This window comes from Methylosinus sp. (assembly GCF_036560965.1).
Lineage (GTDB): Bacteria > Pseudomonadota > Alphaproteobacteria > Rhizobiales > Beijerinckiaceae > Methylosinus.
In genome coordinates this window covers 243104-266379 of sequence record NZ_DATBQF010000018.1, presented here as the reverse complement: position 1 = coordinate 266379, position 23276 = coordinate 243104, and the positions used below count along the sequence as shown (strand labels likewise).

18 protein-coding genes are annotated in these 23276 nt (G+C 66.4%); 6 read left to right on the top strand and 12 right to left on the bottom strand.

The window, feature by feature from the left end:
- Positions 1-127: 127 nt before the first annotated feature.
- The 12 genes from VIF40_RS05330 to VIF40_RS05275 all read right to left on the bottom strand — a co-directional run bounded on the left by VIF40_RS05330 (position 128) and on the right by VIF40_RS05275 (position 17600).
- Complete coding sequence (locus tag VIF40_RS05330) at positions 128-409, bottom strand: hypothetical protein (RefSeq protein WP_331936484.1); 282 nt, start codon at positions 407-409, stop codon at positions 128-130.
- Between the two features lie 47 nt (positions 410-456).
- Positions 457-1788: a hypothetical protein gene (locus VIF40_RS05325; protein ID WP_331936483.1), complete on the bottom strand. Its 1332-nt coding sequence runs from the start codon at positions 1786-1788 to the stop codon at positions 457-459.
- Between the two features lie 7 nt (positions 1789-1795).
- Positions 1796-3541: a hypothetical protein gene (locus VIF40_RS05320; protein WP_331936482.1), complete on the bottom strand. Its 1746-nt coding sequence runs from the start codon at positions 3539-3541 to the stop codon at positions 1796-1798.
- A gap of 448 nt (positions 3542-3989) precedes the next feature.
- Positions 3990-5768, bottom strand: coding sequence for a serine/threonine-protein kinase (locus tag VIF40_RS05315; RefSeq protein ID WP_331936481.1), 1779 nt, complete (start codon positions 5766-5768; stop codon positions 3990-3992).
- A 63-nt stretch (positions 5769-5831) separates the two neighbouring features.
- Positions 5832-6638: a PP2C family protein-serine/threonine phosphatase gene (locus VIF40_RS05310; protein WP_331936480.1), complete on the bottom strand. Its 807-nt coding sequence runs from the start codon at positions 6636-6638 to the stop codon at positions 5832-5834.
- The gene (tagF, locus tag VIF40_RS05305; protein ID WP_331936479.1) at positions 6635-7336 is read right to left on the bottom strand and encodes a type VI secretion system-associated protein TagF; all 702 of its coding nucleotides are present in this window, start codon (positions 7334-7336) and stop codon (positions 6635-6637) included. Before tagF ends, VIF40_RS05310 begins: the two co-directional genes overlap by 4 nt.
- A gap of 10 nt (positions 7337-7346) precedes the next feature.
- Entirely contained in the window at positions 7347-10898 is a 3552-nt protein-coding gene (tssM, locus tag VIF40_RS05300) for a type VI secretion system membrane subunit TssM (protein WP_331936478.1), read from the bottom strand.
- 12 nt (positions 10899-10910) lie between these two features.
- A complete protein-coding gene (icmH, locus tag VIF40_RS05295) occupies positions 10911-12422 on the bottom strand; it encodes a type IVB secretion system protein IcmH/DotU (RefSeq protein WP_331936477.1) in 1512 nt (503 codons plus the stop codon).
- On the bottom strand, positions 12419-13759 hold the full coding sequence (tssK, locus tag VIF40_RS05290) for a type VI secretion system baseplate subunit TssK (protein ID WP_331936476.1): 1341 nt from the start codon (positions 13757-13759) through the stop codon (positions 12419-12421). The genes icmH and tssK overlap by 4 nt, the downstream gene beginning before the upstream one ends.
- A gap of 16 nt (positions 13760-13775) precedes the next feature.
- A complete protein-coding gene (gene tagH, locus VIF40_RS05285; RefSeq protein WP_331936475.1) occupies positions 13776-15143 on the bottom strand; it encodes a type VI secretion system-associated FHA domain protein TagH in 1368 nt (455 codons plus the stop codon).
- A 46-nt stretch (positions 15144-15189) separates the two neighbouring features.
- Positions 15190-15756 (bottom strand): DUF6931 family protein, encoded by a 567-nt coding sequence (locus VIF40_RS05280; protein ID WP_331936474.1) that lies wholly within the window; start codon positions 15754-15756, stop codon positions 15190-15192.
- Positions 15757-15767: 11 nt separating this feature from the next.
- A complete protein-coding gene (locus VIF40_RS05275; protein ID WP_331936473.1) occupies positions 15768-17600 on the bottom strand; it encodes a type VI secretion system Vgr family protein in 1833 nt (610 codons plus the stop codon).
- 108 nt (positions 17601-17708) lie between these two features.
- On the opposite strand from VIF40_RS05275, the gene VIF40_RS05270 reads away from it, so the two are divergent.
- The 6 genes from VIF40_RS05270 (at position 17709) to VIF40_RS05245 (ending at position 23273) form a co-directional block, all read left to right on the top strand.
- Complete coding sequence (locus tag VIF40_RS05270; protein WP_331936472.1) at positions 17709-18251, top strand: OmpA family protein; 543 nt, start codon at positions 17709-17711, stop codon at positions 18249-18251.
- A gap of 6 nt (positions 18252-18257) precedes the next feature.
- Positions 18258-19799 carry a type VI secretion system ImpA family N-terminal domain-containing protein gene (locus tag VIF40_RS05265; protein ID WP_331936471.1) on the top strand — a complete coding sequence of 514 codons (1542 nt, stop codon included), beginning with the start codon at positions 18258-18260 and terminating at the stop codon, positions 19797-19799.
- Positions 19800-19979: 180 nt separating this feature from the next.
- Positions 19980-20519 (top strand): type VI secretion system contractile sheath small subunit, encoded by a 540-nt coding sequence (gene tssB, locus VIF40_RS05260; RefSeq protein ID WP_331936470.1) that lies wholly within the window; start codon positions 19980-19982, stop codon positions 20517-20519.
- A 12-nt stretch (positions 20520-20531) separates the two neighbouring features.
- Positions 20532-22040, top strand: a complete 1509-nt coding sequence (tssC, locus tag VIF40_RS05255) for a type VI secretion system contractile sheath large subunit (protein ID WP_331936469.1) — start codon at positions 20532-20534, stop codon at positions 22038-22040.
- Between the two features lie 71 nt (positions 22041-22111).
- A complete protein-coding gene (locus VIF40_RS05250) occupies positions 22112-22594 on the top strand; it encodes a type VI secretion system tube protein Hcp (RefSeq protein WP_331936468.1) in 483 nt (160 codons plus the stop codon).
- A 103-nt stretch (positions 22595-22697) separates the two neighbouring features.
- Positions 22698-23273, top strand: coding sequence for a type VI secretion system baseplate subunit TssE (locus VIF40_RS05245; RefSeq protein WP_331936467.1), 576 nt, complete (start codon positions 22698-22700; stop codon positions 23271-23273).
- The last annotated feature ends 3 nt before the right edge of the window (positions 23274-23276 follow it).

Sequence of the window (23276 nt, the reverse complement as noted above, 5' to 3'; positions counted from 1 at the left end):
TCGCCAACGCCGGTTGAACGGCAGAACGGCTGTCAGATTAGCAGTCCGTTCCACCTACCGCAACGATGCTTACAGGAAACGAAGCGACGACCATGTGCGTTCTCGCACAGGTCGACGCGCTCGAGCGCTATCCGTTTGTTCGTGTGAACCAGCTTCCTGGACCACGCCAGCCAATTTCGGTGAAAGCGCCGGAAAGGAGGCCCTGGTCTCGCAGCATTTCGAATACTTCCGCCGGGGACCATTCCCGTCCGACGGCGAAGGCGCCTCCCGCCTTTCGAATCTCGGCGAAAAGGGCGGCTTTCGCGTCGTCGTCGGCCGTGGCGACAACGAGATTTCCGCTCTCGACCGCCATCGAATAACCAGCTCGAGCGAGGGCGTCCTTGAAGTCGTCCGTCGGCGATGCGATCACGACGTCGTCGCCGTCGGCGCGCGTGACATGAGGAGGCGTCGTGGCTGTCATTGGACGAGAACCGTTGTTAGAGTCTTGACTGTGGCCGAGTCCGTCGTCGGGATCGAGTCGACGACGATTTCCGGTCCGCCGCCGGGCAAATGCCGGCCGGGACCGAGGAAGAGCGAATTGCCTTCCAAAGGGCTGCGAGGCGCGAGAGTCGCAATGTCTTCCACTCTACGGATTTTGAATCCTTTCGCCAGCGAGCCTGGCTCGAGACCCATTGCCTGCTCCAGCGCGTCGGCGCGCTCTTTCGAAATCGTCGCCACCGATCCCTTCGCCTCTCCGACGACGCTCGAAATCGCTTCTTGATCCGTCAAATACGTCCCCTTGCGGCCGATGGTCGGATATCTGTCCCAGCCGGTCGGACTCACATTGTATCCGACGTTCTCATCGAGAAGCTTTTGCTGACGCAGCCGAGCCGCCGCGACTTTCGCTGTCGGCTCGAGCGGTTCCGATTGTTTTTGCTGCGGCGGCGGGCGTTCCGTTCGCGCCGGCCGCTCCTCGAACCTCTCCGCCTTCGGCGCCCTCTCCTGCGGCGTGTTGCGCAAGCTCGGCTTCTTCTCGGTCCAGCGCGCGGCTTTTTTCGCTGCGCCATGGGTCAGCGCGGCGATCAGAACGGCGACGCCGAGCCTGGCGACGCCTTCGGCGAAAATCGCCGCCGCCTCGTCGAGCTGCGCCGCGCTCTGCGCCATGCGGATGAGATCGAGCGCATGAAACAGCGCATGCAGCCCCTGGCAGACCTGCGCGCCGCCGAAATAGACGCCCGCCCCCAGCAGCAGCGCGTCGATCGCCTCGCCCGCGCCGAAAGCATGGGAGATCGCCCATAGCGCCAGCACCTCGACCGTGATCGCCAGCGCCTCGGGCTCGATGAGCGCGGCGAAAGCCTGCTTCGTCGTTCCGCTCAAATGATTCGGAACGAGGCGGAGCGTCGTCGCCAGACGCTCCTGCATGGTCATCGCGGCGAGATTCATCCCGGCGAGATTCTTGCTGGCGAGATTCGTGTCGCCCGGCGGCGCGGCGGCCATGGAGACGCCGAGACCCTTGGCGCGATCCTGAACGATGAAAGCCGCCAGCGCGCCATTGCGGCTCATGCGCGCGACGCGATCGATCAGCGCGCGATCGTCGGCCTCGCGAATGCGCGCGCCCTCTTCCCGCCAAAGCGCGAAGGCGCGGCGCAGCGCATCGGCGCCCTCGGGATCGGCGAGCGCGAGACGCAGCCGCCGGCGCACCTCATATTCGCTGACCAGCGCGCGGCGGTCGCGGCCGGCGAGGCCCGCGAAAGCGGAGCGCGGGCCGAGGATCAGCGTCTCCGAGCCTGTGCGCAGGCGCAGGATCATGCCGCTCTCACCGCGTCCGCGTCTTGACCGCGCCCTTGGCGGGCTTCTCGGCGCCGTTGCGGTCCAGCGCCTCCGGCTTTGTCTCCGGCTTTGTCTTGCCCATGGGCGTCGCCGCGGCGACGGCGGCGATGGGCGTCGGCGCGCTCATGTCATTGGCGAGGCCGCGGAAACGCACCGGGCGATAGCCGCGCGCCAGCAGCGAGCCGAGCGGATAGATGTTGCGGCACACTTTGCCATTGCAGCCGCCGGTCGAGGATTCGATCACCTCGGCGCGGCGGTCGGGCGTGAAGCGCACGAACAGCATCACATGCGAGCCGGGCTTGTTGAGCGCGTCGCCGGGCAGAAGGTCCCACGGATTGCTCAACTCGCGCGAGATCGCCGGGATGGCCATTGTCGTGAAATGGGTGGAGAGGCCCCAGCAGGCGCTGACGAAGGCCGAGCAATCGACGCCGGCGACATCCGGGCGCGGATCGTTGCGGGTGCAGACATTGCCGGCGAGCCGGCCGGCGCCGATCTCCGCCGCTATGCGCGGCAGCGCGCCATGGCAGCCCCAGCAATAGGGAATGCCGACGACCTCCTGACCCATCTTGCCGTGCAAATAGCCCGGCCGCCTTATGCGCGCGAAGCCGCTGCAGCCGCGGTCTGGATCGGCCCCATAGGCGCCGGCGTTGACGCGCCAGCGCACATTGGCGAATTGCAGCGCGGTCTGGATGACCTGCGTGCGATCGAGCGGACGCATCGCCGCCGTGGCGCCTTTGCGCTTGCCGAAATCCGTCAGCGCATAGGAGGGAATGGCGGCGGCGGGCGGCGCGAGATCGATGACCTGCCCGTTCTTCATCGGGCGGAAGCCGACGCCGAGCAGATCGACCGCGCCTTTGCGCGTGCGCAGGAAATAGACATCGCCCTCCGCCGAGACGGTGACGAAACGGCGCGACAACGCCACCTGCTTGTCGAACGGCAGCTCATAGACGCCCTCGAGCGCGCCATTGGCGGCGTAGCGGGCCACGAAGGTGGAAGCCTCGTCGGTCGCATCGGTCGGCACATTCTCGCCGAGCACGAAAATGCGGCCACGCTGATCGACGTCCAGCAGCTCCACCGAGCCGATGCGGCTGCGCACCTGCATTTTGAGCTTGGCCAGCGCCGCCCCGTCCTTGATCTGCAAGGAAATGGAGACCGCTTTTTTGTCGAGCGGGCTCACATCGGCGACCACCTGCCCGCGCCCATGCGAGGCGATGATCTGGCGCGAGCGCGCCGGCTTGCCGTCGGTCAGTCCGCGCGTGGCGTCGGCCTCGTCGCTTATCGCTTGCGAGCCGGTCTGCGCGAAGGCGGAGAGGGTGGCGTCGTCCGGCGCGGCGACCGAGCGCGTCACCGCGAGGCTGCGCGTTTGCGCATCCTGCGGGCCGGTCGCCTGTAGAGCGCGCGGGCCCTCGTCCCACACATAGATCGTGTCCCTGGCGACGACGATGTCGGTCGGACGCAGATCATTCGGCAATTCGAGCGAGCGCGTCGCCTCGGCGGGCTTGCGCGGATCGAAGCGCAAAACGCGGCCGTTGACCTGATCGAGCAGATAGATCTCGCCTTCCGCGCCGGAATAGATCGCCTGCGGACCCTCGATCTCGGTGTCCGCGCCGGCCTCCACGACGCCGACCGAGGCGACGTCGCCGCCCTGCCGAAAGCTGCGGATGAGCTGGTCGTCGGCGAGCGCGTTTCCGTGCAGAAGAGCGAGCGTCGCCAATGCCAGAAGGGGCGTCACCCTCCCCTTCACGGGGAGGGTCGGACGGCGAAACCCTCCGGGGTGGGGTTGCTCGGCAGAGACGCTGCAGCCGTCATGGCCGGGCTTGTCCCGGCCATCCACGCCGAGCCGCAGAGAAACCGAAGAAAAGCGCCCGCTATCGACGGATTCATCCCAAGGCGGACGTCTCACCGGAGCGTCAGCGTCACGCCAAATTTTCGAGACGCCCCGGCGTCCCGGCGTGGATGGCCGGGGAAAGCCCGGCCATGACGTCGCGTGGGCGAGGAGGATGTCCCCGCTCGCCGGGGGAAGGAAGCCGGCGAGGGCCGCGCGAAACGATCGAGCGAAATCCTCCGTCACTGATCGCGCCATGAGCAACCTCCGCCCGGCGCAACGCCGGAAAATGCGAGCTCCAAAAGTCCGAGTTCGAAAAATCTCGGGGCTATTCTTCGCCAGCCCCCCACGGCGCTCAGCGCCCCGAGACCAGCAGCACATATTTCAGCGCCACCGCCGGCGGCGGCGACGCATCGGCGAGCTCCTCGGCGAGCTTGGCGAACACGTCCTTAGCGGTCGCCGCGCGGGCGGCGCCGGCCAGGGAGATGGGCGTCGCGCCGGCGATCGCCACCAGCAGCACCGGGCCGGGCCGGGTCGCGCGCAGCTCCATCGCGAAATCGCGCCGTCCCGGCTCCTGACCGAGCCGAGCGCTGAGATCATTCACCAGTCCGTCGTCGTCGACTATGAGGAAACGCACATTCTCGGCGCGCGTCTCTATGGCGCCCTCGAGCTTGTCGCCGCTGCGCTGCAATTGCGTGCGCGCGACGTCGAAGCGCAGAGGCTCACGCACGTCCATGAATTTCTTGGCGAAGCCCAGCGCCGGACATTGCGGTGCCATCACCTTGCGGACGCTGATCGCGGCCGGGACGCCCGTCGCGTCCTTGAACGATTTGTCGAGCGCGTCGAAGGGCTCGCGGCCGCGGCCATAGCCCTCGATCTGCGCCTCGCCGGCGGAAATCTCGCCGACGACGGCCAAAAAGCAATCGCCGCCGTCGAAATCGCGGGCGTATTCGCGCAGCCGCACGAAAGGATCGGGCCGCGTCTCGACGGGCTTTTGCGGCGGATCGAGGAGCGGCGGCTCGGCGTTCGCGGCGGCGACGTCCGTCGTCGTGGCGGTCTGGACTCCGGTCGTCGTCGCCGGCGCGTCGTGATGCAGATAGCGCCAGCCGCCGAAGCCCGCGGCGGCGAGCGCGACGAGTCCGATGAGCAAGCCGACGAGGACGCCGACGCGCCGTGGTTTCTCCCCCTTCGCCGACTCGGCTGGCCGCGGCGGCGGCTCGGATGCGGGCGTCGGAACAGGCGATCGCGCCCCGCGCGGCGCGAAGACGGTGGAGCCGCGCTCTTGGGCGTCGGGCGCCCAGACGGCGAGCTCGGCCATGCTGCGCGGCCGCGCCTCGGGGTCCGGTTGCAGCATTGCGGCGATGATCGGCCGCATCATCGGATCGATAGCGGAGAGATCGGGAAGGCTGCGGCGGCGCTCGATCACCTCCACCTGCGTGCCGTCCATCGGCAAAGGCTTGCCGAGGAGGCAGGCCGCGAGCACCAGGCCGAGGCTGTAGATATCGGAGGCCGCGCGCACATCGCCGCCGAAGAGGCCGAGCTGCTCCGGCGAGACATATTTGTATTTGCCGGCGAATCCCGAGCCGATCACCGTGCTGTCGCCGACCCGTAGCGAGCGGGCGATGCCGAAATCGATGATGCGCGAGCGGGCGATGCCGGTCTCCGGCACGATGATATTGTCCGGCGAGACGTCGCGATGGACGACATTCTGCTCATGCGCCGCTTGCAGCCCGGCGGCGATGCGGCGCATCAGCGCGAGAACCTGCGGCGCCGGCAGCGGGCCGCGGTCCAAAATGTCGGAGAGCGGCTGGCCCTCGACGAACTCCATGGCGAGATAATGCCGGCGCAATTGCGGCTCCAGCGTGAAGCCGAAATAGCGCACGATGGCTTCGTGATGAATGCGGCGCAGCGCCAGCGCCTCGTTGCGGAACATGGCCAGCACGGCCTCGTCGCCGGCGAGCTGATCGCGAATGAGCTTTATGGCGACCGTGTCGCCGGTCTCGATCTCATGGCCGCGATAGACGTCGCCCATGCCGCCCGCCTTCAGAAAGGCGTCGATCTCGTAATTGGCGTTGAGCCGCGTGCCGGGCGGCAAGGCGCCGTGGATCGATTGGACATCCGGCGGGTAAGACATTTTATCGCTCTGAAATTCCGGTTCTCGCACGACATGAATGTGAGATGGTCCGCGTGAATGTCTTCAACGCGGCCTCGTCGTTTCTCTGGACTCCTCCCGTCCCGGACGCAAGCGGGTCGGCTCCTCCTCCTGCTGCCGATAGGCGGCGACGAGCGCGGTGACATTGTCGGTCCCCCCACGCGCGAGCGCCAGATCGATCAGCGCGCGGCAGGCCTCCTCCGGCGCGCGGCCGCAGGCGAGGCCGGCGATCTCCGCCGCTGCGACATGGCCGGTGAGCCCGTCCGAGCAGAGCACGAACATATCGCCCTCGAACAGCTCGCCATTGACGAAATCGAGCGCCAGAGTCTCGCCGGCGCCGACCGCGCGGGTGATGACATTGCGGCGCGGCCAGTTGCGCGCCTCCTCCGGCGTCAGCACGCCGTCGGCGAGCAGCTGCTCGGCCTCCGTGTGGTCGATGGTGATCTGCACGATATCGCCTCCCCGCAGCAGATAGGCGCGGCTGTCGCCGGCCCACAGGCAGGCGTAATAGCGGTCGAAGGTCAGCAGCATGACGACGGTGGAGCCCATTGTCGCGACGCCGCGCAGCGCCGCCTGGCGCTGGATATCGCGATGCGCGCCTTGCAGGGCCGCCTCGCATTGGCGGCGCAGCTCGGCCGCCGCGCCCTGCGGGGCGACGCGGCTGAGGCTGTCGATGACCACCGCGCTCGCCGTCGCGCCGGCGGCGTGGCCGCCCATGCCATCGGCCACGGCGAAGAGGCCGGTCTGCGGCTTCGAGAGGAAATTATCCTCATTCTCCGCGCGCACCCTGCCCTTGTCGGAGAGCGCGAAGGCGCGCATCGCGCGGAGATCCGCCCCACGGAGATCGGTCATGGCGCGCCCCCCTCGCCGTCCGGCGCATCGAGCGCGAAGCAGCCGGTGATCATGGCGGTAAAGATTGCCGGATCGGGCAGGCCGTTCGACGCCAGCGCGACGCGCGCAAAACCCTCGCCGCCCTCCGTCCACCAGAAGCTCTGATCGGCGACGGCGCGGGCGCGGGCGAGCGATTCGCGCGCGAGGCGACAGGCCTCGCCGAAACCCGCTTCGCCGACGCGCGCCGCCGCGGCCTCCGAGGTCGGCATTCGCGCCTGCGTTTCGTCGAACATCGGAGTGGGCAGCGCCTCCAGCGCTTCGAGCGACGCTTCGAAGGCGAGGCCCGGCTCCAGCGTCGAGAGCAGAAAATCCTCTATCGCCGCGAACCAGCGCTCCTGCGGATCGGTCTCCGGCGCAGGAAGACGCTCGCCCGCCTCGGCGAACATCGCGACGCTGAGCGGAAAATAGCGGCCGACGCCGTCCATCGACGGCATGAAGGCGCCGATCGCCGTCACGCCGCCACAGAGCTGCGGCCCGAGCCAGAAGCGCCAGATGGGCGCGGTGAGATAGGCCGCCTGCCAGTCCCCTGCCAGCTGCGCGCGGCTGGAGGCGACGCCGCCCTGAATCCAGGGCTCGAAGACCGCGAGAAATCCGCGCGGCGCGCCCTGGGACACGAAATCCCGTTTCGCCTGCAGCTTGCCGAAGAGTCCGCGCCGCATCGCACGTCCCTCACAATTGCGTCGGACAGTGGAATTCGGTGAGCGCCGGCAGAGTGAGCGGCTTCAGCGTGGAGCCCGCCTGGAAGCCGAAGCTCAGCGTCTGCTTGCCGAGCGAGAAGCTCGCGTTCAGCCGGTCGCCGGCATAGGAGCGGCCGGCGGCGTCGAGCAGGCGGAACAGCGCCCAGCCGCCGAAACGCTCGAGCACGATGGGCGCGGCCGCCGGCGCCGAGCCGTCCGCCGCGGCGGTCTGACTCGGCGCGAGCTCGGTCGAGAGGCTCACCGCCGCGCGGCCGCCGCCGGCGCCCGGCCATTGGATAGCGCGCGGGGTCACCGAGGTCCCGGCGACCGCGCTCGCCTCCTGGCCGTTGACCTCGAATTTCGCCGTGCGGCCCGCGCCGCTCAGCGGCGGCGGATATACGGTGAGCGCGAGATTGGGCACGTTGCCGCCCGAGGGGAAGAAGGCGTCGCGAATCTGCGCGGCGCGCTGGAACTCGCGCAGGCTCGCCGCCGAAAGGCGCCCGGTCAGCGGATAGTCCGGCCGGAAGGCCCAGGGCGATTTCGCCGTGTCGACATATTTGGCGAGCGATTGCTTGAAGAAGCTGTCGAGTATCCCATTCGGCCCGAACAGCCGACCGAATTCGGCGAGGCCGATCTCGCTCGCCGCGCCTTTGACGAAAGGATAGCGGCCGGGCGTCAGCTGCTGGCAGGAGGTCGCGACCTGCTCGCGAAAGGCGGAGGTCAGCCGGTTCAGCTCCGAATCGAGCACGGCGCGATCGAAATCGCCGGCCGCGCCGGTGAGCATGGGGCGGAAAGGCTCGGGCAGGCGATCGGCCGTGCCGCGGAATTTCTTCAGCTGCATGGCGAGCGCCGCATTCGCCTGCGGAGAATTCTCCGGCAGCGTGGCGCCGACGACGAGATTGTCCTTGATGTCGTTGAGCTCGGCCAGAAGCTCGTCGATCGGCTTGCGCGGTCCCGAGCCGTCCAGCCAGATCTGGAAGGGGACGAAGCGCTTCTCGATCTCCTCGCCCAGCGGACGATCGCCGCGGCCGGGGAAGAGATCGCCGAGCGCGATCTGCGGCGCGGCGGCGGCGTCCTTGGCCGGCGCCTCCTTGCGCAGCTTGCGCTCCTTGGTGAGAGACGTCTCCTCCACGACCGATTCGAACAGCGCCTTCAAGGGCGAGTTGGAGGCGGTCGCGGCGCCGAGCGCGCGATATTGCGGCTTGTCGGCGTTGAGACGCTTCATCTTCAGCCGCGCGAGCGCGCCACGCCAGCCGGCGTCGAAATCGCGCCCATAGAGCGCCAGCAGATCATTGCCGAGCGAGCGATATTCGTCGCCGAGCGTCTCCTCCGCGCCCGGGCGGCCCAGCACCCAGCGCTCCTTGCGCACGCGATCGGATATGCCCGGAAGCCCGCGTAGAAAGGCGCGCTTGAAGCCCTCGTAAGTGTAGAAGCCCGGCACGCGAATGCTGTCGAGATCCTTGCCGCTCGTCTCCTCGAACAATTGATCGAACAGCAGGCCGCCGGCGCCGGGCGCGGTCCAATCGGCGATGTCGAGCGTGCGCGCTTCCGATTTCAGCAGCTCATAGGCGCGCTCGGAGAGTTTCAGCCGCGCGAGCGTTTTCTGGCTCTCGTCGATGAGCGTCTGATTGGGATGGATGAGCAGCTCGCCATTGTCCAGCTCGAGCATGGCGTCGAGATGCTGCTCCAGCGCCTTGGCGTTGTCGGCCAAGGGACCGCGGAACAGATTGTCGCGCCAGTCGCGCCGTTCGAAGGCGAGGATCACCTCGCGATCGACCGGCGTGCGCGCATGGCCGAGCATCAGATAGACTTTCAGCGCCTCATAGATGAAGCCCGGATCGTCGCGATTGGCTTCGAGCAGCTCCTCGAGGCGGAACAGAAGCCGCGGCCGCAGCAGACGCTCGAGCGCGAGACGATAGGAAGCGACGGAGGCCTCGACGAGACGCGGGCGCTGGCCGAAGCCCAATCCTTCGAAGAAGGATTCGGGATCGCCGCGATGCGCGTAGCCGGTCGGCGCCTCGCGCAGCGTCTGCAACAGGCCGAGAATTTTTCCATAGTCGCGATCCTCGACGACCATCTGCCGCGTCAGCGGATAGGCGGCGTCGGCCGCATATTCGCGCGCCAGAGTCTGCGCCGTCGCGGTCAATTCCGCATTGGCGGCGTAGCTCTTCCACATCGCGAAGCTCGCGCCCGCGCTGATGAGCGCGATGAGCGCGAAAGCGGCCGTCTTCAGGAAGAAGCCGCGCCGCACCGCGCGAGGATCGGTCGACACCCAGGCGGCCTCGCCGATAACGACCTTCTCGACGAGATCATAGAGGAAGAAGCTCTTGCCCAATCCGCGGAAGCCGATGCCGCCGACATCATGCGCGCCGAAATTCTTGACCAGCGCATTGATGAGCTGATCGATCGGCGTGCCCTCCTGCGTGCCGGAGGTGAAATAGAAGCCGCGCAGATTGGCGTTGGAGTGATAGCGCGTCGGCTCGAAAATGGCGTTGAGGAAATCATGCACCGGACGCTTCAACGCCGCCATTTGCGCGGGGAAGCCGTAGAGCGCCACGCGATTGGCGGGATTGGGCTCCTCCTGCAAACGGTCGAGCATGTTCTGATTCAGACGCTCGATCAGCGCGTCGAGCTCGCGCGGAATATCGGCGACGAGATTGAGCTTTTTGTCGGCCGTCTGGAAGGTCGCGCCGAAGACGCTCTGCAATTTGTCATTGTCGAGATTGGCGAAGAATTCGGTGAAGCCGGCGACGAGATCGGCCTTGGTGAAAACGGCGTAGACGGGGAAATCCACCTTCAAGCGCTCATGCAGCTCGATGAGGCGGGCCCGAATGGCGCGCGCATGGGCGGCGCGCTCCTCGCGCGAGCACAGCAGCAGATCCTGCACGCTGATCGCCACCAGCACGCCATTGATCGGCTGGCGCGGACGCTGCTTCTTCATGAGATCGAGAAAGGCGAACCAGCTGCGCTTGTCGAGCGCGGCGTCGGAATCCTGCGTCGTGTAGCGGCCCGCAGTGTCGATGAAAACGGCGTCCTCGGCGAACCACCAGTCGCAGTAGCGCGTGCCGCCGGCGCCGGCGATCGCCTCCGGCGTCGCGCCGCCGGACAGCGGAAAGCGCAGGCCCGAATTGACCAGCGCCGTCGTCTTGCCGGCGCCGGGCGGGCCGATGATGACATACCAGGGCAGATCATAGAGATAGGTGGAGCCGCCCTTGGCGGATTTCTTCAAAGTCGCGAGCGCGTCCTTCATGCGCTCGCCGAGCACGATGGAATCATCCTCGTCGGCCGCGGCGTCGGCGACGCCATCGGCCAGTGATTTGGCGTTCTTGCGCCGCCGCCAGAAGGAGAAGCCGGCGACCGCCGCCGCCAGCGCGACGATGACGACGATGACGATCTCGCGGACGATCTCATTCTCGAGCGGACGCCAGCCGCCGAAGGCGATGAACGGCCCGGCGAGATAGACGATGCTCGAGATCGACGCGAGGCCGAGGCCGAGCAGAATGATGCGGACGATGTCGCCCTTGACGCCGGTCTTGTCGGACATTGACGAAAATCCTCAGTCTATGCGGCCGATCAGCACTTCGACGCGCCGATTGAGGCGACGTCCGGCTTCATTGGCGTTGTCGGCGATCGGCTCGGAAGGGCCGCGGCCGGCCTCCGCGACGCGCGACGCATCCTTGAGCAGCGGCTTCAGCAGAGAAGCGACGGCGCGCGCCCGCTCCTCCGACAGACGCTGATTGTCGCGGAACGGATTGAGCGGGCTCAGCGGTTGATTGTCGGTGTGGCCGATCACCTTGATCGGCCCGGTCTCGCCGTCTATGGCGCGCGCGATACGCTCGGCGATGGGCGCGAATTGCGGCAGCACCGCCGCCTTGCCGGATTGGAACAGCACGGCGTCGCCGACCTTGATCTGCACCCATTTGCCATTGCAGGTGACGCTGACGCCATCGCCGACCTGCTCGCCGATGCGCTTGCATTGCACGGAGGGCTTGGGCGGCGGCTCCACGCGCGGCAGATTCAGCCGCTCCTGCAACGCGATCTTGGTCGCGGGATGCAGCGTCTCGATCTCCGCGGCGACCGCTTCGCCGATTCCGCCGAGCTTGGCGCGCAGGCCGATGAATGCGCCGAAGAGCAGCAGCGCCGCGACCGCCGCCGCGACCCAGACCGGCAGCGCGAAGCCCTTGCGTCCGAGCGGCAACGCCTGGCCCTTCCAGCGCGGCGAGAGATCGAGCGCCTGCCGCGGCCGCACGCGGCGCAGCAGCTCATAGAGGTTGCGCTGAATATATTGCAGCTGATTGGGGCCGCCCTCGGCGGCGCGATATTGACCCTGAAAGCCGAGCGCGAGGCAGACATGCTGCAATTCCAGCACGTCGAAATTGGCGCCCGGATCGCGTTGCAGCCATTCGAGCTGCTTGAAGAAATTCACGCCGCCGAGACGCTCGCCGAAGAAGCGCGAGGTCATGCTGTAGCGCGTCCACAAATGGCGGTCGTCGGTCGGTATGTTCTGCACGATGTCGTCGGCCGTCGCGCAGATGAGATATTTGGCGACATTGGCCTGCTCCGGCGTGACGCCGGCGCTGCGAATGTCCTTGTCGAAAAAGGCGACGGCGGCGGCGACCTGCTCGAGCAGGCTCTCGAGATCGACGCTGAGCGCGGCGACGCGCAGCCGCCCGAGCAGATGCAGCAGCGGGCCGGCGGCGCGCAATATGGGATTGGGATGCTGCGCGACGAGATCGTCGAAATCCAAATCCTCGGCGCGCTGCAATTGCGCCGCGGCCTGCTGCTGCGCGCGGCCCGTCACCCAGGCGTCGGGCGCCGGCGCGCGCGGGGCGCTCGCGGTCTCGAAAGGCGAGGGCGCGAATTGGCCGTAAGGATGCTCGGCGGGGCGCGGCGCGCCGAAATCGGGCTGCGGCGCATAGGCCGGCGCCGTTTGCGGCGTGTAACCGGGCGTGGGTGGCGGAGCAGGCGGCGCGGCGGGCCGCGGCGGCGGACGACGCCCGCCGGGATTGGGCTGAAAGACGGTGCGGTCGCCGCCCGGCGGACCGAAAGGATTGTCCTTGTCGCTCATCGCTTATCCTCCCGAATGGCCCAGAGCTCGAGCTCGAGGTCCGGCCAATCGCCCGAGAAATGCAGGCCGATCGCGGCGGCGACGCTGAAATCGGCCCAGAGCGGGCTCTTCTTGTCGATGTAGAAATAGACATGATCGCCGAGCAGGCGGATCTGCGGCGGCGGCGACGGCCGATGCACGATCGGCACGCCGGGGAGATTGTAATGAACGATCTCGTTCATGCGCGTGTCGGGACCGATCTTCAGCAGATTGGGAAACTGCATCTGAATCTCGCTGAGCGGACGACGCGACGCGACCTCGAGATAGAAGGACGCGTTCTGAAACAGCGAGCGATCCTTGATCGGCGATTTGAACGCATTGGGCGCTAGCTGCTGAAGCTCGAGCCGAATGGCGCGATGATCGGCGTCCTTGCTGAGGAAATCCTGCAGATCGCGCAGCACCGGCTCGAATGTGGCCTTCAGATTGTCGTGGTCATAGGCGCGATAGCTCGGCGCGCGGCGGTCGGCGGCGCAGAAGGTGGCGAGCTCGCCGGCGAGCGAGACGAGAAGCACATAGAGCCGCTCCGGATGCAGATGGTTCGACGTCTGCTCGAAATGCCGGAGCGCGGGGATCGCGCGATTGAGCGTCTGGAGCAGCAGATAATCGCGATTCTGCAATCCGCCGCCGGCGGTCGGATCGGCGGCGTAGCGGGCGATGGCGTCGAGCTTGTTCTCGACCCAGCCGATGACGCGATTGAGCCAGCCGACGACGACGTCATGCGCGCGGCAGACGAGCACTGTCGGCGCGAATTCCGGATCGAGCAGGATCGCGCCATTCTCGAGCTTCACGATGCGCGCGACCGGGAGGTTGTTGTAGCCGCGCTTGCGCTCGCTCTCGATATGCAGCTCCATGCGCGGATGGGCGACCTCGATCTCCTCCTCGCTGCGCAGCTCCGACGTCGAGTCGATGAAGGTCTCGGAGGCGTGGAAATAGCGGCTCGCCGAAACGCTGTCGCGCCGCGCCACCTCGCGCGTGTTGGGCGAGGCTTCCGGGAAGGCGAGCCAGACGATGCGATTGGCGATTTTTTCGTCGATCGGCAGAGGCTCGGGCAATTCCTCCTTGCCCTCGAGCTGGAACGGCGTGCCGTCCTGCATCACGCCCCAGGCGGCCTCGAGCCCGAATTTGCCGCGCTGCGCCAGGCCGTGATCGATGTCGAGGCGGGAAAAACCCCAGGAGAAGGGCGCGAGATGGCGCGTGCGGGCCGTCGTCGCCCATTCGAGATAGCGATCGCCCTGCTGGAAGTGGTGCGGGCGCAGGAACAATCCCTCGCTCCACACGACCTTGCTGCGCCAAGACATTTGCTCCCCCTGTTATTTATTTCCGGGCGTCGGCCCGGTCGTAGCAGTCGGCGAAATTGCGCATGAAGGCGTCGGCGAGCTTGTCGCCGGAGCGCGGGCTCATCGCCGCCCAACGCTCGACATAGCGGTCCCAGAGGCGCGCCTTGCGCGAGCCGACCAGCGAGGCGATCCCCGTATCCTTGCCCTGCGCTTTCTCGAGGCTCGCGGGATCGAGGCCGTCGCTCAGCATGCGCACCGCCTCCTGCATGGCGGCATAGGTGCGCAGCTCATGCGCCTTCACATCGACGAAGGCCTGGGCGAAGGCCGGGCCGGCTGCGAGATAGCCCGGCCGCGGCGCCCCGAGGACGATGCGCAGCGCCTCCTCCGTCGTCGGCGCGAATTTCAGCGGATTGTTGCCCTGCGCCTCGATGATCGTATGGCTGGCGCTGCGGGTGAGGCGCTTGGCCTCGGCGCGGGCGCGCAGCAATTGCCGCGTCTCCTCCGCGATGAGGCGCGTCAGCGCGCCGAGCTGCTCGCCCAATTGCGCCGGCGTCGCGCCGGCGAAAGGCTGCTCCGCCAGACCGAGCGCGCGCGAGAAGCTCGCCAGAAATTCGGAATAGGCGTCGTCCGGCGCCGGCGCTGCGGGAGCGACGGCGAGCGGCGACGATGCCGCGGGCGGCGGAGATGGAGGCGCAGATAGAGGCGGAGGAGGAGGAGGAGGAGGCGCCCAGTCGACGACCGGGCTCGACAGTGTCTCACGCGCCGACGCTACGGCCGGCGGAGGCGCGCCCCAAATGTCGTCGGGCGTGGTCGGCGCAGGCGCGACGACACCCGCCAGGGGCGCAGGCCCGACGCCCCAAATCGGCGCGGGCTCCGCAGAAGGGCGCCGCGGCGTCGGCGTCATCGGCGTCGGCGCGTCGGCGACATAATCGATCCAATCGACATGCGGCGCCGGATCGAGGCGCTGCGGCGCGAGCGAGCGCGGATCGATCGGCGGCGGCGCCGGCTCCGAGGCGCTCCAGAAATCATCATAGGACGGCGCCGGCTGCGTCGCCGAGACGGGAGCAGGCTCCGCGCCCGGCGCATCGCCCTCCACATGCACGACGACCACATAGTCGCCGATATAGAGGCGATCGCCGTCGCGCAGCCGATAGGGCGATTGGACGCGCGTGTCGGGATGATTGACGAAAGTCCCGTTCATCGAGACGTCGGTCAGATAATAGCAGCCGTCGCGCGGCGCGATCTCGCAATGACGCCCGGAGATGAAATGGTTCTCGTCCGGCAGGCACCAGTCGAGATGCTGATTGCGGCCGATGTCGACGCTGCGGCGGCCCTCCGCGACATAGGTCAGCGGGCCGCCATCCGGCCGCCGGCTGAAATTCTCGATCGTCAATGTCAGGCGCATTCCCCGATGGCTCCCCCCGCGGACGGCTCGCCCGCGCCTCTCCGCCTCACGACCGACCGGGATCGCCGACGGCGCAACGCAGCCCCGCCTCGATCCATTCGACCTGCGCGGCGTCGCGGCGATCGGACGAAAGAGCGCCGACCGCGATCAGCACGGCGCCGCGCGCCGCCTGCGCCGTGGCCTGCGGCGGCGGCTCCATGAAATAGGCCGGATCGGGCGAGACATTGCCTCCCGACCATCCCGCCGCCTGCGCGACCCAGGCCGCGGCGAGCGATTTTCGCGCCTGCGTCGCCTCGTCGAGCGCGCGCCGTCGACGCGCCTCGCTCGGCTCCGTGACCCATTCGTCCACCGCCTGCAGGCAGCGCAGCGAGACGGCGTCCTCCGGCGCGGTCTGACGCACGCAGCGCGCGGCCCACCACACCGCCTCGCGCCGCGCGAGCAGATAGGCGCAATAGGACAAAGCCGCGCGCCGCTCTCCCTCCTTCAACAGGCGGGAGACGAAAGCGGCGGAGGGCTCGTCGCGGCTCTCGATCCCGACGTCGACCTCCGCGGTGGGAAAGGCGGCGTAGAGGTCGCGCACCGTGGCGAAGCGGATCTTGCTCGACGCGGTCAAAGGCTTTCCCTTCAGTTCAAATCGATCTTGGACGCCGACAGCGCGATCATCGTCGAGCTGATCTCGATCTTGCTCGGCGTCAGCTTGATCGAGCTCGCGCCCGTCTGCAGCGTGATCGTGTCGCCGAGCGATTCGATCTTTATGCTCTGATCGACGGTCGTCGTGTCCTTGCCGCCATGGATCGTCGTCGTGCGCGAGCCCGATTCCAGCGTCAGCGCGTCGCCGCCCTGCTTCAGCGTCGTCTTGCGCGAGGCGCCGCCGCCGGAAAAATTCTCGCCGATCTCGATCGTCTCCGAATTGCGGATCACCACTTGATGATCCTTCTCGGCATGCATGCGGATCTTCTCGGAATTCGCCTTGTCCTCGAACATGAATTCATTGTAGCCGCTATGGCCTTTCGAGGAATCGGATCTGATGCCGGACTGCGTGTTGTTCTCGGGCAGCTTGTAGGGGAATTTATTGCCGCCATTATAGACGGCGCCGACGACGATCGGCTTGTCGGGATCGCCCTCCAGAAACTCGACCACCACCTCCATGCCGATGCGCGGAATGAATTGCGCCCCCCAGCCGGGGCCGGACCACAGCTGCGCGACGCGAATCCAGCAGGAGCGCTTGTCGTCGCGATCCCAATGAAAGCGCACCTTGATCATCCCATGGCCGTCGGGATCGGTGTCGATCTCCTCGCTGTCGGCGTCCTTGCCGCGCGCGACGACCTTGGCGGTCTGCGGCCCATGGACGAGCGGCCGCGGCGTCACCAAGGGCGCGCGGAACACGCGGTCCGCCGGCTGCAGCTCGTAATTGCCGTGATAGGGCTGCCCATCGAGCGCGGCGGAGGAGCGATAGGCCTCGTCGGCGAAATGATGCGAGCAGCGGATCACCAGATATTGCTTGTTCTCCGCCTGCGTCGGATGGCGGTCGAGCGCGGCGAGGCCGCCGGGAAACAGATTGGCGGCCTGGCCCGAAGCGTAGCGGCGATAGTCGATCGCCTGCTCGGCCTCGAGCCGCGCGTCCGCATAGAGCCGGCCGTCGCGCGTCGAGTCATATTTGCCGGGATAGTCGTAATATTCGAAAGCGGTCGCCTTGGCGTAGCGCTCGGAGCCCTGGGCGTTGGTCTTGAGATTGGCGCCCGGCTCGCGAAACGCATAGTCCCGCAGCTCGATCTTGCCGGTGCGGAAGCGCCGCTCCGACGACCAGGAGAACAGCGCCTGCTCCTGCTGGGTCAGACCGGCGAGCGCATTGGCGAAAGCGATCGAGGCGCCGCCGGCGATCGGCTCGTGCGAGGAGCGCGAATCCGCCAGAACCAGCTTATGCGCGCCGTCCGAATGCTTGAAGTAATAATAAATTCCGTGCTGCTCCATGAGACGCGAGACGAAATCGAAATCCGTCTCGCGATATTGCACGCAATAGTCGAGCTCGGGATAGCCGCGCTTGGTCGCATCCTCGATCGAGACATTGCGTTCGCCGAGCACGTCGGTGACGATCGTCAGCGCCGACTTGCGATGAAAGATCCGGCAATTGGTGGCGCGCGTGAGCAGCCATAGGGTCGGGCGCAGAACGAAACGATAGACGAACAGGTCCTCGAAGGAGCCGATCGCCTGCGCCTCCGCCACGACGCCGCTGAAAAAGCGCTTCTGCGGGCCGAGCAGCGACAAGGCGATCGTGCATTCGCGTCCGAGCAATTGATCGAAGTCGATGTTCGCGTCGAGGCTCACCGCCTCGATGCGAAACTCGAAGAGCTCGCTCAACCCTTCGGTGGCGTCGAGCGCCGTGATCGCCAGCTTGTCCTTCGCCGAGGGCGTGGACAGGACCGCGATGCGGCCTTCCTGACTCAAAATATCAGCCATCGTGTGTCCGAATCTCGAAACAAGCTAGAAAGCCAAACGGGCAAGCCCTTGACGATACGTAACGGCAAAAATAGTGTCGAGAGGTATTTTTGTGATGGGGACGACATATTGCGGCGCAAGGCTCATCTCGCATTCCTTCTGTCTCTCGCCGCGGCGTCCCTCTCGTGGACAAAGTGCCGAGCCGATGAAACGCCGGCCTATTCCGCGGCGGATATCGTTCGGCGTTTTGCTTCCGAACCCGGCTTCGGCGCATCGCGCTCCATCTGCATCGGCGCCGCGACGGATTGCGGCGGCGACGCGCCGAAAGCCGCGACGAGCGAGACATTCGACCTCGAAGTGACATTCGAGCTCGGCTCCGAACGGCTGACCGCCGGCGCGCGCAAGAATTTGAACGAATTCGCCGAGGCGCTGCGCGACCCCGCGCTGGCCGCGCGTCGTTTCCACGTCGACGGCCACACCGACGGACGCGGGCGCGACGAGGCCAATCTGCGGCTCTCGCGAAGACGCGCCGAGGCGGTGCGCAACTATCTGGTTTCGGCGGGGATCGATCCGGCGCGTCTCGACGCGCAAGGCTACGGAAAGACGAGGCCGAAGGTGACTGATCCGCTCGATCCGGCCAATCGCCGCGTCGAGACGCGCGCGGAGGATTGAGCTTCCATGGCGATCGTCGATCCCGCGCTCCTGTGCTCCCCCGTCACCGATACCGACCCTTGCGGCCCCGATCTCGACGAGAGCGGCGACGCCGCCTTCATGAATTTCTTCGCCTTCGCGCCGTTTCAATTGCCCGACACCTTCTTTACGGACGGACGGCCCTTCGATCCGACCGACACTGAATTCCGAGAGGCCACAGAATACATACCGGCGATGCTCGCCGATGTGATGAAGCGCACACGCGATCTGCGCCTGCTGGTTTTTCTGGCGCGCTTCGCCGCGCTCAAACGCAACCTCGACGAGTTCGTCGACACGGTCGCAGCCATGGCGACGCTGCTGGAGCGCCATTGGGAGGCCGTGCATCCGCGCGCCCGCGACGGCTCGGTGAAAGCGCGCGCCGATATTCTCGACGAGCTCGACGCCTCCGTCGTGACCATCTCGCTGCAATTCGTCACCCTCCATTCCGATCGCCGCAAGGGCAATATCGCCTATCGCTCCACCGTGCTCGCCGAGCAGGAGAAAGCGACCGAGGGCGGCGAGGGCGGCGAGAAGCCCGCCGGCGGCCGCATAGCGGCGATGACGCAAGAGCAGATCGTGCGCGCGCTCGCGGACGCCGGCGAGGAGAGCGTCGGCGCGACGCGCGCCGGCTTTCGGCGTCTCGAAGCGGCGCTGAAAGACATTCGCGGGCGCTTCCTCGCGCAGGCGGGCGCGGTGGAAACGCCGGAATTCAGCCAGCTGCTGAAGGTCGTCGGCGGCGTGCTGACCTTCTTCTCGCTCGCCTTTCCGGACCCGACCGCTCCCGAGCCGGAGGACGGAGAGGAGGGCGACAGCGGCGCCGACGCTCCGCGCGGCGCCATCGCCTGCGCGGCTCACGCCCGCCGCGCGCTGGAGGCGACGAAAGACTATTTCTGCCTCTACGAGCCCTCCAATCCCGCGCTGCCGCTGGTGGCGCAGGCGATCGTCCTGCAGGGCAAGACATTCATCGAGGTGCTCGCCGCCCTGCTGCCGGAGCGGCACGCCTATGCGCAGTTCGCGATCGGCGGCGAGCATCCTTTCAAGCTCGCCATCGCCCCGCTCGGCGAGATGACGCCGACCCGCGCGGAATATTTCGACGAGCGCGAGGCGCCGCGCAAGACGCGTCGCCGCCTCGCCCGGACGACGCCGCTGCTCGCCGCGCCGGCGCCGATCGCGGAAGAAACGGTCGCCCCGGCGCAGGAGGCAGACGCCGAATCGACGGAGTCGACGAGCGTCGCGCCGGACGACAGCCCTGCGACGACGTTCCGAGTCGAGACGCTCGAAGCCGAGACGCCCGCGACGCTCGTGATCGCGGAGCTCGAGTACGATGAGGAATACGAGTCCGACGCGCCGAGCTTCGCGGCGACGACGCGCGCGCAGGCCTTGCTGCTGCTCGACGATATCGCGCGCTACTTTCGTCTCGCCGAGCCGTCGAGCCCCATTCCTTGCCTGATCGATCGCGCGCGCGCGCTCGCCGACAAGGACTTCATCGCCGTGCTCGGCGCCGTGCTCGAACGCGAGAACGCCTATTGATCGTCGCAAATTCGCCATAGGGCGGCTCGACCGCGCCTCGATTCAACGCGGTCCGACGAAAGCTCCGACGCTCGCGCGACCTGCGACGGCGAGCGCTTCCTGTCCAATGGCTTGACAGAACACGGGCGCTCGGTTTCTCTATCGCGAATTGATGAAGTCGCTTAACTGGGATTATTGTAAATGGCGAAGATGAGTGGGCAAAAGTTCATCGCGCGCAATCGGCCCCCGCGAGTCCAAATCGAATATGTCGATCCCACCGCCGACGAGAAGGTCGAGCTTCCGTTCGTGATGGGCGTGCTGGCCGATCTGTCCGGCAATTCGCCCGGGCACGGCAAGGAAGGCTTCGACAAGGGAACGGCGGCCAGCCGCAAGTTCGTCGAATTCGACATGGACAATTTCGACGAGCGGATGAGCTCGGAGAGCGGCGTTCGTCCGGGCGTCAGCTTCCACGTCGAAAACAAGCTCAGCGAAGGATCGGGCGAGAAATTGAGCGTGAAGCTCGACTTCACGAGCATGGCCGATTTCAGTCCCGCCGCGGTCGCCAAGCAGGTGCCGATTCTCGCCGAGCTGCTCGAAGCGCGGCAGAAGCTGGCCAATCTCCGTGTCTATATGGACGGCAAGGACGCCGCCAACCAGCAATTGCGGACTCTGTTGAAGGACCCGCAAAAGATGGAGGCGTTGAAGGAATTCCTCTCCGCGACACAGACCGGCGACAAATAATCGAGGCGCGACATGACGACAGAGCTCTCCCAGACCGAAGCCGCCGTCTCCGCGACCGGCGGCGAACTCGACGAATTTCTCCAATCGCTGAAGCAGAGCTTCAAGCCGCCGAAGGAGGAATCCGCGGCGCGTGAGCAGAACGCCCGCGTCCAGGACGCCATCTCCATCTTCGTCGATCAGGCCTTGTCCAACACGGACGCCGTGATCAAGGACGATGTGCTCGACACGATCGAGCGGCTGATCGCCTCGATCGACGAGAAGCTGACGGCGCAGATCAACGAGATCATCCACGCCGAGGAGTTCCAGAAGATCGAGAGCGCCTGGCGGGGGCTGCATCACCTCGTCTACAGCTCGGAGACCGACGCGACGCTGAAGATCCGCGTGCTGAACATCTCCAAGACGGAGCTCTATCAGCATCTCAAGGACTATCCGAAAGCCAAATGGGACCAGAGCGAGCTCTTCAAGAAAGTCTATGAAGAGGAATATGGACAGCTCGGCGGCCAACCCTATGGCGCGCTCGTCGGCGACTATTATTTCAGCCATCATCCGACCGACGTGCAGCTGCTGCGCGATCTTTGCAAGATCGCGGCGGCCGCCCATGCGCCCTTCATCTCCGCCGCCGATCCGAGCCTGATGCGCATGGACAGCTGGAACGAGCTCTCCAATCCGCGCGACATCGGCAAAGTGTTCGACACGCCGGAATATGCGGCCTGGAAGAGCCTGCGCGATTCGGAAGACGCCAAATATCTCGGCCTGACGCTGCCGCGCGTGCTGGCGCGTCTGCCCTACGGCGCCGCTTCCGAGCCGGTCGAGGAATTCGGCTTCGAGGAGGACACCGACGGCCACAAGGGCGAGAAATACGCCTGGATGAACTCCGCCTATGCGATGGCGGCGAACATCACCCGCGCCTTCAAGGATCACGGCTGGTGCTCGCGCATTCGCGGCGTCGAATCGGGCGGCGAGGTCGAGGATCTGCCGACCCACACTTTCCCGACCGACGATGGCGGCGTCGATCTGAAATGCCCGACGGAGATCGCCATCAGCGACCGCCGCGAGGCGGAGCTGGCCAAGGCGGGCCTGATGCCGCTCATCCATCGCAAGAACACCGATCGCGCGGTGTTCATCGGCGCGCAATCGCTGGCGCGCCCCAAGGAATACAACAATGATCCGGACGCCACCGCCTCCAGCAATCTGGCGGCGCGGCTCCCCTATATGTTCGCGGTGTGTCGCTTCGCACATTATTTGAAGGTCATGGTGCGCGATAAGATCGGCTCCACCAAGGAGAAGGAGGAGCTGCAGAGATGGTTGCAGAACTGGATCGTCCAATATGTCGACGGCGACCCGACCAATTCGTCCGACGAGGTGAAACGCAAGAAGCCTCTCGCCGGCGCGAAGATCACCATCGTCCCGAATGAGGAAAATCCAGGATATTATTCCGCGACATTCGAGTTGCGGCCGCATTATCAACTCGAAGGCATGAATATCGGAATGCGCCTCGTGTCTCGTCTCCCGATCAAATAGGGAGGGTGCGAGGAGCGCTTTTTGCGATTTCACGCATCGATCATTCGAACCCGATTAGAGGATGCAGCACGATGGCTACCGATATTTTCATCAAGTTCAACCCCAAGGTCGACGGCGAGTCCACGGACGCCAAGCACAAGGGCGAGATCGAGATCATGAGCTATGGATTCGGCGTGACCAATCAGGGCACGTCGGGCCATGGCACCGGCGCGGGCGCCGGCAAGGCCGATTTCCAGGATCTCCATTTCACCAAATCGGTCGACAAATCCTCGCCCAACCTGCTGAAATTCGCCGCCGAGGGAAAGCATTTCTCGGAGACGCTGATCACCGTCCGCAAAGCCGGCGGCGGCCAGCAGGAATATCTCAAGATCACGCTCAACGACGTGTTCATCACCTCCTTCCACAGCGACGGCCACAGCGGCGCGGTGCCGACGGAGAGCTTCACGCTCAATTTCACCAAGGTGAAGCTCGAATACAGCCCGCAAAAGGCCGACGGCTCGCTCGACCCGAGCATCAGCGGCGGCTACGATGTGAAGGAAAACAAGTCGTTCTGATGAATGACGTGTCGGCGGCCGTCGCGCGACGAGGCCGCCGACCACATAGCGCTCTGCGCGTCGGTCGGCGCGCCGATCCGGGACGCCGCGCGGAGAAAGCTCCATGACCTTCGCGTCGACGACAAGCGTCCAGCCGGCGGACCGGCTCAGCCCGCCGCTCATGCATGTGTTTCGCGCCGCCCATCGCGACCGCCGCGAGCAGGCGCGCGAGACGGCGAGGCGGCAGGCTCTCGCCCGCGACGGCCTGGCGCCGGAGCCGGAGCGCAAGACGCGGCCGCAGAGAGCCCCGATCAACGAGCAGGAGCTGAAGGCCGAGGTCGAGCACGACGTCGCCGCGTTGATGAATCACGTCTCGATGGATTCGACGATCGATCTCGAGCCCTTTGCCCGCGTGCGCCGCTCCATTCTCAATTACGGCTTCCCCGACCTCGCCAATCGCACCATGGACGAATTGGAGGCCCGCGATCTCGACGGCGAGATCGTCGCGGTGCTGAAGCACTATGAGCCGCGCCTCGTTCCCGGAACCGTCCGCGTCACGCGCGACCGCTCGCCCGAGGCGCTGCAGGAGATCCGCTACATCGTCGACGGTCATCTTCTCTGCCAGCCGCTGAACGTCCCGATCGAATTCGTCGCCAAATTCGAGGAAACGACGGGCAAGCTCCACTTCACGCGGCGCTGATCG